The organism is Streptomyces sp. NPDC044061 (assembly GCF_056434305.1).
This window is the reverse complement of sequence record NZ_JBWKFL010000020.1, coordinates 121909-137976: the sequence shown is the minus strand read 5'-3', so window position 1 is coordinate 137976 and position 16068 is coordinate 121909. Positions and strand designations below refer to the sequence as shown.

At 71.9% G+C, this 16068-nt stretch carries 15 protein-coding genes; 11 read left to right on the top strand and 4 right to left on the bottom strand.

Translation table 11 applies throughout. The features are described 5' to 3' along the window. Nucleotides 1-10: 10 nt before the first annotated feature. Nucleotides 11-1648, top strand: coding sequence for a GMC oxidoreductase (locus tag AC07CM_RS30465; protein WP_478879671.1), 1638 nt, complete (start codon nt 11-13; stop codon nt 1646-1648). Between the two features lie 19 nt (nt 1649-1667). Here AC07CM_RS30465 and AC07CM_RS30460 read toward each other — a convergent pair whose 3' ends face one another. Then, complete coding sequence (locus AC07CM_RS30460) at nt 1668-3464, bottom strand: AMP-dependent synthetase/ligase (protein WP_478879670.1); 1797 nt, start codon at nt 3462-3464, stop codon at nt 1668-1670. A 296-nt stretch (nt 3465-3760) separates the two neighbouring features. Between AC07CM_RS30460 and AC07CM_RS30455 the strand changes: the two genes are divergently transcribed. The 6 genes from AC07CM_RS30455 to AC07CM_RS30430 all read left to right on the top strand — a co-directional run bounded on the left by AC07CM_RS30455 (nt 3761) and on the right by AC07CM_RS30430 (nt 8765). Beyond that, nucleotides 3761-4558 (top strand): metallophosphoesterase family protein, encoded by a 798-nt coding sequence (locus AC07CM_RS30455; protein WP_478879669.1) that lies wholly within the window; start codon nt 3761-3763, stop codon nt 4556-4558. Nucleotides 4559-4687: 129 nt separating this feature from the next. After that, nucleotides 4688-5131: an SRPBCC family protein gene (locus AC07CM_RS30450; RefSeq protein ID WP_478879668.1), complete on the top strand. Its 444-nt coding sequence runs from the start codon at nt 4688-4690 to the stop codon at nt 5129-5131. 63 nt (nt 5132-5194) lie between these two features. After that, on the top strand, nt 5195-6376 hold the full coding sequence (locus AC07CM_RS30445) for an ArsA family ATPase (protein ID WP_478879667.1): 1182 nt from the start codon (nt 5195-5197) through the stop codon (nt 6374-6376). 57 nt (nt 6377-6433) lie between these two features. Then, on the top strand, nt 6434-6919 hold the full coding sequence (locus tag AC07CM_RS30440; protein WP_478879666.1) for a DUF5304 domain-containing protein: 486 nt from the start codon (nt 6434-6436) through the stop codon (nt 6917-6919). 67 nt (nt 6920-6986) lie between these two features. Next, nucleotides 6987-7940 carry an ROK family glucokinase gene (locus AC07CM_RS30435; RefSeq protein WP_478879665.1) on the top strand — a complete coding sequence of 318 codons (954 nt, stop codon included), beginning with the start codon at nt 6987-6989 and terminating at the stop codon, nt 7938-7940. A 69-nt stretch (nt 7941-8009) separates the two neighbouring features. Further along, on the top strand, nt 8010-8765 hold the full coding sequence (locus AC07CM_RS30430) for an endonuclease/exonuclease/phosphatase family protein (RefSeq protein ID WP_478879664.1): 756 nt from the start codon (nt 8010-8012) through the stop codon (nt 8763-8765). A gap of 7 nt (nt 8766-8772) precedes the next feature. On the opposite strand, the gene AC07CM_RS30425 is transcribed toward AC07CM_RS30430, so the two are convergent. After that, on the bottom strand, nt 8773-9372 hold the full coding sequence (locus tag AC07CM_RS30425; protein ID WP_478879663.1) for a hypothetical protein: 600 nt from the start codon (nt 9370-9372) through the stop codon (nt 8773-8775). Beyond that, nucleotides 9365-10144, bottom strand: a complete 780-nt coding sequence (locus AC07CM_RS30420) for an alpha/beta hydrolase (protein WP_478879662.1) — start codon at nt 10142-10144, stop codon at nt 9365-9367. Before AC07CM_RS30420 ends, AC07CM_RS30425 begins: the two co-directional genes overlap by 8 nt. Before the next feature lie 162 nt (nt 10145-10306). On the opposite strand from AC07CM_RS30420, the gene AC07CM_RS30415 reads away from it, so the two are divergent. The 4 genes from AC07CM_RS30415 to AC07CM_RS30400 all read left to right on the top strand — a co-directional run bounded on the left by AC07CM_RS30415 (nt 10307) and on the right by AC07CM_RS30400 (nt 14119). Continuing rightward, nucleotides 10307-11038 (top strand): lysophospholipid acyltransferase family protein, encoded by a 732-nt coding sequence (locus AC07CM_RS30415; RefSeq protein WP_478879696.1) that lies wholly within the window; start codon nt 10307-10309, stop codon nt 11036-11038. Nucleotides 11039-11072: 34 nt separating this feature from the next. After that, nucleotides 11073-12296 carry a MacS family sensor histidine kinase gene (gene macS / locus AC07CM_RS30410; RefSeq protein ID WP_478879661.1) on the top strand — a complete coding sequence of 408 codons (1224 nt, stop codon included), beginning with the start codon at nt 11073-11075 and terminating at the stop codon, nt 12294-12296. Further along, complete coding sequence (locus tag AC07CM_RS30405) at nt 12293-12967, top strand: response regulator (protein WP_478879660.1); 675 nt, start codon at nt 12293-12295, stop codon at nt 12965-12967. The genes macS and AC07CM_RS30405 overlap by 4 nt, the downstream gene beginning before the upstream one ends. A 123-nt stretch (nt 12968-13090) precedes the next feature. Continuing rightward, nucleotides 13091-14119, top strand: coding sequence for a 6-phosphofructokinase (locus AC07CM_RS30400; protein WP_478879659.1), 1029 nt, complete (start codon nt 13091-13093; stop codon nt 14117-14119). Between the two features lie 35 nt (nt 14120-14154). On the opposite strand, the gene AC07CM_RS30395 is transcribed toward AC07CM_RS30400, so the two are convergent. Further along, nucleotides 14155-16026, bottom strand: a complete 1872-nt coding sequence (locus tag AC07CM_RS30395) for an anthranilate synthase family protein (protein ID WP_478879658.1) — start codon at nt 16024-16026, stop codon at nt 14155-14157. Nucleotides 16027-16068: the final 42 nt, after the last annotated feature.

Here is a 16068-nt window from a genome sequence, read left to right as displayed (position 1 = left end):
TGCTGCGCGCATGACAGCAAAACTGATGCAGCGTCAGCTGACCAGACGTCACATCCTCGGTATGGCCGCCCTGCAGACGGCGGCCCCCCTCGGCCTCACCCGCATCGGCCTCCAGTCCGCGCACGCGGCCGAGCCCGCGGCGGTCGAATCCGCCCCCGCCATCGTGGTCGGCTCGGGCTACGGCGGCGCCGTCGCCGCCCTGCGCCTCGGCCAGGCCGGCATTCGCACCCTCGTCCTGGAGATGGGCCGGCTCTGGAACACCGCGGGCGGCGACGGCAAGGTGTTCTGCTCCACCAGCGCCCCCGACCAGCGCTCGATGTGGTTCCGCACCCGCACGGAGGCCCCGCTGGCCACGTTCCTGTGGCTGGACCTCGTCAACAAGGACATCGCCGCCTACCCGGGCGTCCTGGACCGCGTCCACTACGACCACATGTCCGTCTACGTCGGCCGGGGCGTCGGCGGCGGCTCCCTGGTCAACGGCGGAATGGCGGTCACGCCCCTGCGGTCCTACTTCACCGAGCAGTTCCCGACCGTCGATGCCGACGACATGTACGGCACCCACTTCCCGCGCGCCCGCTCCATGCTCGGCGTCAACACCGTCGACCCGGCCTGGTTCGAGTCCACGGAGTGGTACAGATTCACCCGCACCTCCCGGAAGGCGGCCGCCAACGCGGGCCTGAGAACCACCTTCGTGCCGAACGTCTACGACTTCGGCTACATGCAGCGGGAAGCCGCCGGCACGGCCACCAGGTCGGCGCTCGCCGGAGAGGTCATCTACGGCAACAACTACGGCAAGCGCAGCCTGGACAGGACGTACCTGGCGGCGGCCCTCGGCACCGGCAACGTCACCATCCACACGCTGGAGAAGGTGAAGGCCATCAGCCGGGCGAGCGACGGTACGTACGTGCTGACCGCGGACCGGATCGACAACACGGGCGCGGTCGTCGAGACCAAGCAGTACGGCTGCACCTACCTCTTCCTCGGCGGCGGCAGCCTCGGCACCACCGAACTCCTCGTCCGCGCCCGGGACACCGGAACCCTGCCCGACCTGAACTCCGCGGTGGGCGCCGGCTGGGGCACCAACGGCAACACCATGCTCGGTCGCGCCAACCACGTCTGGGACACCGTCGGCGCCAACCAGGCGACCATGCCCGTCATGGGCATCGACGACTGGGCCAACGCCGACAACCCCGTCTTCGCCGAAATAGCCCCGCTGCCCATGGGGTTCGAGCACTGGATCAGCCTGTACCTGGCGATCACCAAGAACCCCGAGCGGGCGTCGTTCACGTACGACTCCTCGTCCGGCGCGGTGCGACTCGGCTGGACCCCCGCCCAGAGCGCCGTGTCGGTCGGCATGGCCAAGAGGCTCTTCGACCGGATCAACGCGGCCAACCTGACGATCTACCGGTACGACCTCTTCGGCTCGACCAGCAAGGTCTTCGCCGACGACTTCACCTACCATCCGCTCGGCGGCTGCGTGCTGGGCAGGGCCACCGACGACTACGGCCGGGTGAAGGGGTATTCACGGCTCTACGTCACCGACGGCTCGCTCGTGCCCGGCTCCATCGGCGTGAACCCCTTCGTCACCATCACCGCCCTCGCCGAACGCACGATGGCGCGGGTCCTCGCCGAGGACACCGCGCCATGACGCGCTTTCAGCGGGCGTGCTACTTCGCGTAGATCGCCTCGATCTCGTTCGCGTAGTCCTTCGCCACCACGTTCCGCTTGAGCTTCAGCGACGGGGTGAGGTGGCCCGACTCCTCCGTGAACTGGGAGGACAGAATGCGGAACTTCCGCACCGATTCCGCCTTCGACACCGCGGCGTTGCCGTCGTCGACCGCCGCCTGGATCGCCGCGTGCAGATCCGGGTCCTCGCGCAGCGACGCCGCGGTGGAGCCCGCCGGCTTGCCGTGGTCGGCGGCCCAATGGCCCAGGAACTCCTCGTCGACGGTGACCAGCGCGCCCACGAACGGCCGCCCGTCGCCCACCACCATGCACTCCGCGACCAGCGCGTGCGCCCGGATCCGGTCCTCGATCACGGCCGGGGCGACGTTCTTGCCGCCCGCGGTGACGATGATCTCCTTCTTCCGGCCGGTGATCCTCAGATAGCCGTCCTCGTCGAGGGTGCCGATGTCACCGGTGTGGAACCAGCCGTCGGCCAGCGCCTCGGCCGTCGCGCCCGGGTTGTTCCAGTACTCCTTGAACAGGTGCTCGCCGTGCAGCAGCACCTCGCCGTCGTCCGCTATCCGCACCACCGAGCCCGGCAGCGGCTGGCCGACCGTGCCGATCTTCTGCCGGTCCCAGGGATTGAACGCGGTCGCCGCGCAGGACTCGGTCAGGCCGTAGCCCTCCAGCACCGTGAAGCCGATGCCCCGGAAGAAGTGCCCGAGCCGCTCGCCCAGCGGGGCACCGCCGGAGATCGCGTACTCGCCCCGGCCGCCGAGGACCGCCCGCAGCTTGCTGTAGACCAGCCTGTCGAAGACCTTGTGCTTGATCTTCAGGCCGAGAGCCGGGCCCGAGGGGGTGCCCAGCGCCTTGCTGTAGGCGATCGCGGTGTCCGCGGCCTTGTCGAAGATCGCGCCCTTGCCGTCCGCCTGCGCCTTGGCGCGGGCCGAGTTGTACACCTTCTCGAAGACGCGCGGGACGCCGAGGACGAGCGTCGGCCGGAAGGCGGCCAGCTCGTCGGTGAGGTGCTTGATGTCCGGAACGCAGCCCAGCTTGATCGGCGCCATCATCGGCGCGATCTGCACGAGCCGCCCGAAGACGTGGGCGAGCGGGAGGAACAGCAGAACCGAACACTCACCGGTGCGGAACAGCGGGCGCAGCCGCTCCACGATGTTGCCGCACTCGGCGAAGAAGCTGCGGTGGGTGAGCACACAGCCCTTGGGCCGGCCGGTCGTACCGCTCGTGTAGACGATGGTCGCCGGGTCGTCGGCCTTGGCGAGCGAGCCGCGCTCCTCCACGGTCGCGTCCGCGACGTCCTGACCGAGCCGGCCGAGCTCCTCCACACCCCCGGCCTCGATCTGCCAGACGTGCTTCAGGGCGGGCAGCGAGTCGCGCACCGAGTCCACGGCGGCCGCGTGGCCGTCCAGCTCCACGATGCAGGCGGTCGCGCCCGAGTCGGACAGGATCCACTGCACCTGCTCCGGCGAGCTGGTCTCGTACACCGGCACGGTGACCGCGCCCGCGCTCCAGATCGCGAAGTCGAGCAGCGTCCACTCGTAGCGGGTCCGGGACATCAGGCCGACCCGGTCGCCCGGCTGCACACCGGCGGCGATGAGACCCTTGGCGGCGGCGTGCACCTCGGCCAGGAACTGCGTGGCCGTGACGTCCTGCCAGACGCCGCCCACCTTGCGGGCGATGACGGCGACATCGGGATGCTGCGCGGCGTTTCTGCGGACGATGTCGGTCAGATTGCCGTCCGCAGGGACCTCGTACAAAGCCGGAAGGCTGAACTCGCGCAAGACTGCTGCTCCTCATAGGGCGCCGGCGCCACGACACTGTGTGATGCGACGGTGCGGTCCAAGGCTCGGGCAGGTGCTCGGGAATTCAGATGTTGAAATCCAGAGCACGACTGGACTGCCCGGACGTTACCGGTCGGTATGGCTTCTACGACAGGGGGTTCCGGCGAGATGTTCGCTGCGTCACACGGGATGGCGTTCCTTCGCGCACAGTAGTCCACGGCTTCACCGACCGGCGAGTAACCGCAGGCCGGGCCGTCACTGTTCACGCACATCCCACACGCCTACGCTTGATCGCCATGGCACCCACACGCTCCGGCAACCGAAGGACACGCCTCCACGTGGTCAGTGACGTGCACGGCAACGTCCGTGACCTGGCGCGGGCCGGAGAAGGTGCGGACGCCCTGATCTGTCTCGGCGACCTCGTCCTCTTCCTCGACTACGCCGACCACTCGCGCGGGATCTTCCCGGACCTGTTCGGCAAGGAGAACGCCGACCGCATCGTCGAGCTGCGCACCGCCCGCCGCTTCGAGGAGGCGCGCGCCTTCGGCGCCCGGCTGTGGGCCGGGATCGGCTCCGACCGGGCCACCGCGATCGAGAAGGCCGTGCGCAAGCAGTACGCCGAGCTGTTCGCCGCGTTCCCGACCCCGACGTACGCAACCTACGGCAACGTCGACATGCCGCCGCTGTGGAGCGAGTACGCCGGACCCGGCACCACGGTGCTCGACGGCGAGCGGGTCGAGATCGGCGGCTGGACCTTCGGCTTCGTCGGCGGCGGCCTGCGCACCCCGATGCGCACGCCCTACGAGATCGGCGACGAGGAGTACGCGGCGAAGATCGAGGCGGTCGGCGAGGTGGACGTGCTGTGCACGCACATCCCGCCGGAGGTGCCCGAACTGGTCTACGACACCGTCGCGCGCCGCTTCGAGCGGGGCAGCCGCGCCCTGCTCGCCGCGATCCACCGCACCAGGCCGCGGTACGCCCTCTTCGGCCACGTCCACCAGCCGCTCGTCCGCCGGATGCGGATCGGCGCGACCGAGTGCGTGAACGTGGGGCACTTCGCCGGCACGGGCAGCCCCTGGGCGCTCGAATGGTGAGGACCGGCCGGACGAGGTGAAGGCGGTGGAGGTGCCAGGTCGGCGGCGCGGTAGCCTTCACGCTGCACAGACGTGCGCACCCCGCGCACGGAAGACTCTCTTCGGTCCGTATCTGGAGGAGCCACGGCGATGGCGGAACACACCAGTTCGAGCATCACGATCGAGGCGGCTCCGGCCGACGTCATGGCGGTGATCGCCGACTTCACCCGCTACCCGGACTGGACCGGCGAGGTCAAGGAGGCCGAGGTACTCAAGACCGACGAGCAGGGCCGTGCCGAGCAGGTCCGCCTAGTCATGGACGCCGGGGCCATCAAGGACGACCAGACCCTGGGCTACACCTGGACCGGGGAGAACGAGGTCTCCTGGACGCTGGTGAAGTCCCAGATGCTGCGCTCCCTGGACGGCTCCTACCTCCTCGAGCCGGCCGGCGCGGGCGCCACCGAGGTCACCTACCAGCTCACCGTCGACGTCAAGATCCCCATGCTCGGCATGATCAAGCGCAAGGCGGAGAAGGTCATCATCGACCGCGCCCTGGCGGGCCTGAAGAAGAGGGTGGAGTCCGGCGGGCAGTAGGCCCCCGGTACCGGGCGGCGCAGCGGCACCGCCGCACCCCCCGCTCCGTTACCGTTCACCCTCATGCGCACCATCCTGATCACGGGCCCGGGCGGCAGCGGTCGTACGACCGTCGCCGCCGCCACCGCACAGCGCGCCGCGGGCGACGGCACCCGCACGCTCCTGCTCAGCGCCGATCACACGGACACGCTGGGCGTGGCACTGGGCACCGGAACAGGACCGACCCCGACCGAGGCCGCCCCGCTCCTCACCGTGTGGAGGCCCGACGCGGTCGACCGCTTCCGGCAGGACCTCACCGCGTTCCAGACCCGCGCCGCCAACGTCCTCGACCTCCTCGGCGCGGCCCGCCTGGACGCCGAGGAGGTCACCCCGCTGCCCGGCGCCGAGGAGCTGTCCTTCCTGCGCGCCCTCAGGGACGCCGCCCTCTCCGAGCGCTACGACCTGCTCGTCGTGGACCTGCCGCCCCTCGCCCAGGCCCTCCCGCTGCTCGCCCTCCCCGAGGAGCTGCGCCGCTACCTGCGCCGGCTGCTCCCGCCCGAGCGGCAGGCGGCCCGCGCCCTGCGCCCGGTCCTCGGCCGGCTCGCCGGTGTGCCCATGCCCGCCGACTGGCTGTACGAGACGGCGGCCCGCTGGGACACGGAGCTGGCCGCCGTGGAGGCGGTGCTGTGCGACCGGCACACCGCGGTACGGCTGGTCGCCGAACCCGGCCCCGCCGGCACCGACGCCCTGCACACCGCCGTCCTCGGTCTCGCCCTGCGCGGCCTGCGCACCGAGGCCCTGATCGCCAACCGCGTGCTGCCCGAGACCGCCCCCGACGGCTGGCTCGCGGGCCTCCTCGCCCAGCAGCGCAAGGCCCTCGCCGACTGGCAGGACACGCCGCGCCGGTACGACGTCCACCCGGTCCCGCACCTCGGCCGCGACCCCCGCGGCGCCGACGACCTCGACGCCCTCGGCGTCCCCGGCGTCAACCCGGCACCCGCTCCCGTCGAGTGGCCCGTCTCCGACCGCCTGGCCGAGGACGGGGTGCTGGTCTGGCACATCCCGCTGCCCGGCGCGATACGGGACGACCTGGAGCTGATCCGGCGCGGCGACGAACTCCTGATCGGGGCGGGCCCCTTCCGGCGGATCGTTCCGCTCCCCTCCGCCCTGCGCCGCTGCACCGTCGCCGGCGCCGGGCTGCGCGACGGCGAGCTGCGCGTCCGCTTCGCGCCCGATCCCGACCTGTGGCCCGCCGCCGGACGGTGAACGGCCTGCGCCCGTTCGGGTAACGTCGGAAGGGCGAACCGTAGTCAGGAGTCCGCCATGAGCGAAGAGCGCCCCGCACCCGAACCCTCCGGGGAGGAGCAGCGGGCGAGCGACGCCGACGCCTGGGCCACGGCCTGCGCCGAGGACCTCGCCGCCGAGAAGGCCCGCCGCCGTGCCGAGCAGGGCCCGCCCCCGGGTTCCGCCGCCGAGGAACTGCGCAGGTTCGTGGACACGGTGGCCGACAAGCTGTCCGGCCTCCAGTCCCCCCTCCTCGGCAGCCTGGCCGGCCCCGCCGCGCAGCAGGTGGTGCGCCAGGTCGTCCAGCAGGCGAAGGCCGCCGTCGAGCCCGTCATCGAGCGCAACCCGGACGTCTTCGACCACCTTGCCGCGGCCGGCACCGAACTGCTGGCCGCCTACCGCTCCGCCGTCCAGGCCCAGGAGCACCGCTGGACCACCGGCGCGGCCGACCTGAAGGACGACCGGTCCGACCGTCCCGACCGGGGCGAGGGCACCGGTCCGGGGGAGCGCATCGACCTGGACTGAAGCCCTTGCACGGCAGGGCCTCGGGTACGGTTGGCCGTAGCGGGGCTCGACCGGAACTGAGGGATTCATGGGACTCACCATCGGCGTCGACATCGGCGGCACCAAGATCGCGGCCGGGGTGGTCGACGAGGAAGGCAACATCCTCTCGACCTTCAAGGTGCCGACCCCCACCACGCCCGAGGCCATCGTGGACGCCATCGCCTCGGCGGTGGAGGGTGCGCGCGCGGGTCACGAGATCGTCGGCGTGGGCATCGGTGCGGCCGGATACGTGAACCGGCAGCGCTCCACGGTGTACTTCGCCCCCAACATCGACTGGCGCCAGGAGCCGCTCAAGGAGAAGGTCGAGGCCCGCGTGGGCCTCCCGGTCGTGGTCGAGAACGACGCCAACGCCGCCGCGTGGGGCGAGTACAAGTTCGGCGCCGGCAAGGGCCACCGCAACGTCATCTGCATCACGCTCGGCACCGGCCTCGGCGGCGGCATCATCATCGGCAACAAGCTGCGCCGCGGCCACTTCGGCGTGGCCGCCGAGTTCGGCCACATCCGGATGGTCCCGGACGGCCTGCAGTGCGGCTGCGGCTCGCAGGGCTGCTGGGAGCAGTACGCCTCCGGCCGCGCCCTGGTCCGCTACGCCAAGCAGCGTGCCAACGCCACCCCCGAGCTTGCCGAGGTCCTGCTCGGCCTGGGCGACGGCACCCCGGACGGCATCGAGGGCAAGCACATCTCCATGGCCGCCCGTCAGGGCGACCCGGTCGCCGTCGACTCCTACCGCGAGCTGGCCCGCTGGGCCGGTGCCGGCCTCGCCGACCTGGCCTCGCTGTTCGACCCCTCGGCCTTCATCGTCGGCGGCGGCCTCTCGGACGAGGGCGAGCTGGTCCTCGACCCGATCCGCAAGTCGTACAAGCGCTGGCTGGTCGGCGGCAACTGGCGCCCGGTCGCCGACGTGATCGCCGCCCAGCTCGGCAACAAGGCGGGCCTGGTGGGCGCGGCCGACCTGGCCCGCGAGCCCGACCCGATCATGTAGCGAGCCCGGTACGACGATGCCCGCCGAGTCCGGTCCCGGAACGGCGGGCATCGTCGTATGTTGACCGTCATGGCGACCACCACGCTGCTCCCCAACTCCCGGACGGAGCCCGACGGTTCCGCCGTCATCCGCGTCCTGAGCTACAACATCCGCTCGATGCGCGACGACACCGAGGCCCTGGCGAGGGTGATCACCGCCTGTGCCCCCGACCTGGTCCTCGTCCAGGAAGCCCCCCGCTTCTTCCGCTGGCGCAAGAAACTCGCCCGACTCGCGGCCGCCTCCGGCACGGTCGTCCTCACCGGAGGAGCCACGGCGGCGGGACCGGCGATCCTGTGCACCCTGCGAGCCGGCGTCGAACGAGCGGAGGACGTGCTCCTCCCGCTCACCCCCGGACTGCACCGGCGCGGCCTCGCCACGGCGGTGGTCCGCTTCGGCGCGGCCCGCCTCGGGGTCGTCAGCTGCCACCTGAGCCTGCAGCGGGACGAGCGCTACGAACAGGGCGGCATGCTCCTGGACCGGCTCGCCGGCATGGGCGTGGAACACGCGGTGGTGGGCGGCGATCTCAACGAACGCCCCGACGGCCGCACCTTCCGCCTCCTCGCCGCCGGCCTTCAGGACTGCCGGACGGCCACCCCCTGGGGCGGCGAGTTCACCTCGACCCCCGCCGACCCCCACCAGCGCATCGACGCCGTCTTCGCGACCAAGGGCATCGACGTGCTCGGCTGCGGGGTGCCGGACGGGCACCCCGGCGTCACGCGGACAGACCTGAGGGCGGCCACGGACCACCTGCCGGTCCTCGCCGCCCTCAGGATCCCGGCCGGGTGAGGCGCGGTCAGACGACCGCCCCGCGCCCGGGGTCGTCGCCCTCGTCGTCGTCCGTGCGCATCCGCATCACCAGCGTGGCGAAGCCGCCCAGGAACCCGCCTATGCCGAGGGTCGTCAGCCACCAGGTCATGTCCCAGCCCAGCACCACGGCGAGCAGCAGCAGGACGGGTCCGCCGACCACCCCGAGCCAGGCGAACTTGGCGGTCGCGTCGGCGGTCGGCAGCGGTGGCGGTTCGGGCGGCACGAAGTGGCCCTCGTCGTCCTCGCCGAGGTCGTCCTCGGACGGCTCCGGGGTCGTGTAGTCGCGTGGGCCGACACCCGGGGCGAACGAGATCGAGCTGCCCAGCGGCCGGGCCGGCGCCGACTCCCCGGTGCCGTCCGTGCCGTCCGTGCCGTCCGTGCCGTCGGTGACGTCGGTGCCCTCGGTCTGCGGCTCCTTCTCGGGCAGCGCGAGATCCTCCACCGGCTTGAAGGGGCGCGTACCCGGCGGGTCCGCCGGTTCCTCGCCGTACCCCGCGACGATGGCGCGCCACACGGCGTCCTCGTCGAAGGGCACTCCCTTCTCGTCCGGCTCGCGGTCCTCGCGGTCGGAGTCGTGCTCAGCCAACTGCGGCCGTCCCTTCCTTGCCGACACTGGGTGCGAGCCGGCCCAGGAAGGCGAGGCTCTCCTCGAAGATCCGGTCCGCATCGTGGTCCAACGTCGCCACGTGCCAACTCTGTTCCAGCACGATCTCCGTTACGTCCAGGGAGGACACCCGGCTCAGCACCCGCGCCGAGTCGGCCGCCGGGACCACATGGTCCTGGGCGCTGCGCAGCAGCAGCAACGGCTGGGTGACCTGGGGCAGCTCGCCGTCCAGCCGGCGCAGAAAAATGCGCAGGGAGTGCGCCGCGTGCAGCGGCACCTTGTCGTATCCCAGCTCCGCCGCCCCGCCCTTGGCGATGTCGCTGGCGATGCCCTTCGTCGTCCGCACGAGGTGCCGGGCCACCGGAAGGGCGTAAGCCGACAGGCCGTGCACCCGGTTCGCCGGGTTGACGACGACCACCCCGGCGACCCGCTCGCCGTGCCCGGCCGCCAGCCGCAGCGCCAGCGCCCCGCCCATCGACAGGCCCCCGACGAACACCCGGGAACAGCGCTCGGTGAGCAGCCGCAGCTCGCGGTCCACCTCCGCGTACCAGTCCTGCCAGCCCGTCACCAGCAGGTCCTCCCAGCGTGTGCCGTGTCCGGGCAGCAGCGGCAGCGACACGGTCAGGCCGTGCGCGGCGTGGTGCTCCGCCCACGGGCGCAGCGACTGGGGCGAGCCGGTGAAGCCGTGACAGAGGAGGAGACCCACCTCCCCGCCCTCGTGGCGGTACGGCTCGGCTCCTGGAAGAACCGGCACCTTTCGGGCTCCTGTTCCTGAGAGAGGCGTGCAGAACGGGCGGATGTGCTTCACCGTACGCGACCGCACTGACACCGACCAGGGTCGTCGGTCCCATTGGCGGCGCTCCGGGTTAAGGTCTCATCGACGGAAACAGGAGGCACGCGGGTGTTGTACGGCACGATGAAGGTCGCCATCGGAGGGCCGCTGAAGGTCGCCTTCAGACCTTGGGTGGAGGGCCTGGAGAACATTCCGGCCGAGGGTCCCGCCATTCTGGCGAGCAATCACCTGTCCTTCTCGGACTCGTTCTTCCTGCCCGCGGTCCTGGACCGCAAGGTCACCTTCATCGCGAAGGCCGAGTACTTCACCACCCCCGGCGTCAAGGGCCGCCTCACGGCCGCCTTCTTCAAGGGCGTCGGACAGCTCCCGGTGGACCGCTCCGGGGCGCGCGGCGCCGGCGAGGCGGCCATCAGGAGCGGCATAGAGGTGCTGGAGCGAGGCGAGCTGTTCGGCATCTACCCGGAGGGCACGCGCTCGCCCGACGGCCGTCTCTACCGCGGCAAGCCCGGCGGCCTCGCGCGCGTGGCGCTCGCCACCGGCGCGCCGGTCATCCCGGTCGCGATGATCGACACCGAGAAGATCCAGCCGCCCGGCAAGGTGATGCCCAAGCTGATGCGCCCGGGCATCCGGATCGGCGAGCCGCTGGACTTCAGCCGCTACCTCGGCATGGAGCACGACCGGTTCGTGCTGCGCGCCGTGACCGACGAGGTCATGTACGAGATCATGAAGCTCTCCGGCCAGGAGTACGTCGACATCTACGCGACCGCCGCCAAGCGGCAGATCGCGGAGGCGGCGAAGGCGGCCAGGGAAGCGGAGAAGGCCGCCCGGGAGGCGGAGAAGAAGGCCGAGGCCTAGGCGCCGGAGCCGGGGGGATCGGGGGGAGGCGGCCATGCCCAGACGTGAGCGGGTCATGCGCATGTCGGTCGAGCTGCCGCTGTGGCGTGCGCTGGCCGGTTACCGAGTGCTGACGATGCTGTACGCCATCGGCCTCTGCGCCACCGCGTACGACCACTTCGTCCGCCCCTGGGTCGCCGTCGTCTACTACGCGGTCCTCGTCGTGTGGACCCTGGCCACCCTGCCCAAGGTGGCCAACGCGGCGAGCTGCACCAAGCGCTTCCTCGCCGTCGACCTGGCCATCGCCCTCAGCGGCATCCTGCTCACCCCGCTCGCCGACAGTCACGAGCGGATCGCGGGCGGCGGTCCGACGCTGCCGTCGATATGGACCGCCGGCTCGGTGCTGGCCTTCGCCATCAAGGGCGGCTGGCGCTGGGCCGCCATGGCCTCCACGGCCGTGGCCGCCGTCAACCTGGTCGAGCGCGGCAGCCCGGCCCGGGACACCGTGCACAACGTGATCCTGGTCTGGGTGGCCTCCATCGCCATCGGCTACGTCGTGGAGGTCGCCCGCGCCTCCGAACGCACCCTCGCCCGCGCCCTGGAGATCGAGGCCGCGACCCGGGAGCGGGAGCGGCTCGCCCGGGACATCCACGACGGCGTGCTCCAGGTGCTGGCCATGGTGCAGCGGCGCGGGGCGGTCATCGGCGGCGAGGCGGCCGAACTGGGGCGGCTCGCGGGGGAGCAGGAGGTGGCGCTGCGCACCCTGGTCTCCGGCGGGCTGCTGCCGGTCTCCCGGGTGTCGGAGGACACGGCCGCCGGAGCCGTCGTACGCGCCGTCGAGGAACCCGACGACGATGGCCCGGTCGATCTGCGCTCCCTGCTCGCCGCTTACGCGGGCGCCCGGGTCAGCCTCGCCGAACCCGGCGCCCCGGTGCCGCTGCCGCCGCGGGCGGCGCGGGAACTGGCCGCGGCGGTCGGGGCCGCCCTGGACAACGTGCGCGAGCACGCCGGCGGGGACGCCCGGGCCTGGATCCTGGTCGAGGACGAGCCCGACGAGATCGTCGTCACCGTCCGGGACGACGGCCCCGGCATCCCCGAGGGCCGGCTCGCCCAGGCCGAGGGCGAGGGCAGGCTCGGCGTGGCCCAGTCCATCCGCGGACGGCTGCGCGACCTCGGCGGCAGCGCCGAGCTGATCTCCGTCCCCGGGCAGGGCGCGGAAGTCGAGTTGAAGGTACCGAAGGGCGCCGGACGGGCGCGGGGGAAGGCGGAGAAGCGATGACACAGCAGGACCCGATCAAGGTCATGGTCGTCGACGACCACCCGATGTGGCGTGACGCGGTCGCCCGTGACCTGGCCGAGTCGGGCTTCGAGGTGGTCGCCACCGCCGGAGACGGCGAACAGGCGGTCCGCCGCGCCAAGGCGGCCGCCCCCGACGTCCTCGTGCTGGACCTCAACCTGCCGGCCAAGCCCGGCGTCCAGGTGTGCAAGGAGCTGGTCGCCCACAACCCGGCCCTGCGGGTCCTCGTCCTCTCGGCGAGCGGCGAGCACGCCGACGTACTGGAGGCCGTGAAGTCCGGCGCGACCGGCTACCTGCTGAAGTCCGCCTCGACCGAGGAGCTGCTGGACGCGGTGCGCCGTACCGCCGTCGGCGACCCGGTGTTCACGCCCGGCCTCGCCGGACTGGTCCTCGGCGAGTACCGGCGCCTGGCCTCCGAGCCCGCGCCCGCCCCGGACGCCGACGAGCCGGGTGCGCCCCGGCTGACCGAGCGGGAGACGGAGGTGCTGCGGCTGGTGGCCAAGGGCCTGAGCTACAAGCAGATCGCCGAACGCCTCGTCATCTCCCACCGCACGGTCCAGAACCACGTCCAGAACACCCTCGGCAAGCTGCAGCTGCACAACAGGGTGGAGCTGGTGCGGTACGCGATCGAGCGCGGCCTCGACGACGAGTGAAACCGCCTGGTCAAGCAGCCTCCTGACAATTCACCGGAATCACCCTCCCCGCCTCTCCCTGCGTGACGCGTATCACCATTACCGTGACTGAGCGTCAGGCAACCGCGGCGAAGGGACATTTCCATGCGGGTCGGAGTACTGACCGGAGGCGGTGACTGCCCCGGGCTCAACGCCGTCATCCGGGGCATCGTCCGCAAGGGCGTGCAGGAGTACGGATACGACTTCGTCGGCTTCCGGGACGGCTGGCGCGGGCCTCTCGAAGGCGACACCGTCCGCCTCGACATCCCCGCGGTGCGCGGGATCCTGCCCCGGGGCGGCACCATCCTCGGCTCCTCGCGGACCAACCCCCTCAAGGTGGAGGGCGGCATCCGCCGGATCAAGGAGAACCTGGCCAAGCAGGAGATCGAGGCGCTCATCGCGATCGGCGGCGAGGACACCCTCGGCGTCGCCGCGCGGCTGGCCGACGAGTACGGCGTGCCGTGCGTCGGCGTCCCCAAGACCATCGACAACGACCTGTCCGCCACCGACTACACCTTCGGCTTCGACACCGCGGTCGGCATCGCCACCGAGGCCATCGACCGCCTGCACACCACCGCCGAGTCCCACATGCGGGTCCTGGTGTGCGAGGTGATGGGCCGTCACGCCGGCTGGATCGCCCTGCACTCGGGCCTCGCCGGCGGCGCCAACGTGATCCTCATCCCCGAACAGCGCTTCGACCTCGACCAGGTGTGCGCCTGGATCACCTCCCGCTTCAAGGCCTCGTACGCCCCGATCGTCGTCGTCGCCGAGGGCGCCGTGCCGAAGGACGGCGACGTGGTCCTCAAGGACGGGTCGCTGGACTCCTTCGGGCACGTCCGGCTGTCCGGGGTCGGCGAGTGGCTGGCCAAGGAGATCGAGAAGCGCACCGGCAAGGAGGCCCGCACCACGGTCCTCGGGCACATCCAGCGCGGTGGCACCCCGAGCGCCTTCGACCGCTGGCTCGCCACCCGCTTCGGCCTGCACGCCATCGACTGCGTCCGCGAGGGCGACTTCGGCAAGATGGTCGCCCTGCGCGGCACCGACATCGTCCGCGTCCCGATCGCCGAGGCCACGGCCAAGCTGAAGACGGTCGATCCGAAGCTGTACGAGGAGGTCGGGGTCTTCTTCGGCTGACGGCGGTCATCGGGCGCCTACGACGCCTACGACGCCTACACGGTCGTGCGGCGCAGCCGGCCGACCAGTTCCCGCACGACCGCGGCTCCGTTCAGGGTCAGCACCGACTCCGGATGGAACTGCACGCCCGCGATACCGGGCCCGCGAACGGCGTGCACCTCGCCGTTCGCGGCCCGGCTCACCTCGATCCCGTGGGCGGCCAGTTCGTTCGCCGCCTCTTCGTCGCAGCGCGCCACGAAGCTGTTGTAGAAGCCGACGGTCTCGCTCCGTCCGAACAGATCGATCCGGGTCTGCGCACCCTGGTACGGCACTTCCTTCCGTACGATCTCCAGGCCCAGCTCCGCCGCGATCAGCTCGTGCCCGAGGCAGACGCCGAGCACTCCGTGCCGGTGCGCGCGGATCACCTCGGCGGTGAGTCCGCGCAGGAACCGCATCTTGGGATCTTCGAGGTCGGAGGGGTCGCCGGGGCCGGGCCCGAGGACGACCGGGCCCCGGTGCCCGAGCACGGCCTCCCGCAGCCCGGGCTCGTCGTACCGCCGGACGGTGACGTCCAGCCCGCCCGACCGCAGCACATGGGCGAGCATCGCCGTGAAGGTGTCCTCGCCGTCGACCATCAGGGCGTGCCCTTCCAGGGCCGCCGACCGCTCCTGCATCCGCAGCCAGAACGGCGCCAGCGACGAGCGGCGCCCGTCCAGCGCGGCCCGCACCCGGGGATCGTCGGCCAGCCGGGCCCGCTCCCGCTCCGCGCGCGGCCGGGACGGCCGTACCCCGAGGGCCGCCAGCACGCCGGCGGCCTTCGCGTGGGTCTCCGCCACCTCGCCCGCCGGGTCCGAGCCGCGCACCAGGGTCGCGCCGACCGGGACGCGCAGCCGGCCGCCCGCGGAGATGTCGGCGGTACGGATCAGAATGGGGGAGTCCAGGGTCTGCGCACCCCCGGAGTCCCGTCCCAGCAGCGCCAGCGCACCGGCGTAGTATCCGCGGCCCACACCGTCCCGCCCGACGGGCTCATGGCGCTCGATCACCCGGCACGCGTTCTGCACCGGCGACCCGGTGACCGTCGCCGCGAACATGGTCTCCCGCAGCACCTCCCGCGCATCCAGGGAGGACTTCCCGCGCAGCTCGTACTCGGTGTGCGCGAGGTGTGCCATCTCCTTCAGCCGCGGGCCGACGACCACCCCGCCCATGTCGCCGACGGTGCACATCATCTTCAGTTCCTCGTCGACGACCATGGACAGCTCCTCGATCTCCTTGCCGTCGGCGAGGAAGTCCAGCAGATGCTCGGGCGTCGGTCCCTCTGCGGGATAGCGGTACGTCCCGCTGATCGGGTTCATGACGACCGTGCCGCCGGACATCCGCACATGCACCTCGGGACTGGCGCCGACCAGCGTCCTCTCCCCGGTGTGCACGACGAACGTCCAGTACGCGCCCCGCTCGCCCTCCAGCAGCCGGCGGAACAGCGCCAGCGCGTCGGCCCGGCCGAAGCCCGGGATCGCGCCCTCGTACGTCCGCCGGATCACGAAGTTCGCGCCCTCGCCCCGGCCGATCTCCTCGCGCAGCACCCGCCCGACGATCTCGCCGTACTCCTCGTCGCCGACGTCGAAGCGGCCGCCCTCGACCCGCACCTCGTGACCGGGCAGCGACCGCAGGGCCGCCTCCAGCGGGATCTCGTACGACTCCTCGGGTGTGAGCACCAGCAGCGGGGTGCCGTCGTCGTGGACGTCGAAGCCGCGCTCGCGGATCTGCCGGAACGGCACGAGCGCGAGGCCCTCGTCGGGGAGGTCGGCAAGGCGCTCACGCGGGGAGACCGGACCGAGCAGCACCTCCACCGTGTCCTCGTCGCGGCCCGGCGTGCGACGGTGGAGCAGGGCGAAGGGGCGGGGGTCGTGCAAGAGGTCGTGGAGATCCATGGGTGATCCTTCTCAACGAGAGGAACGACCCCGGAAAACACC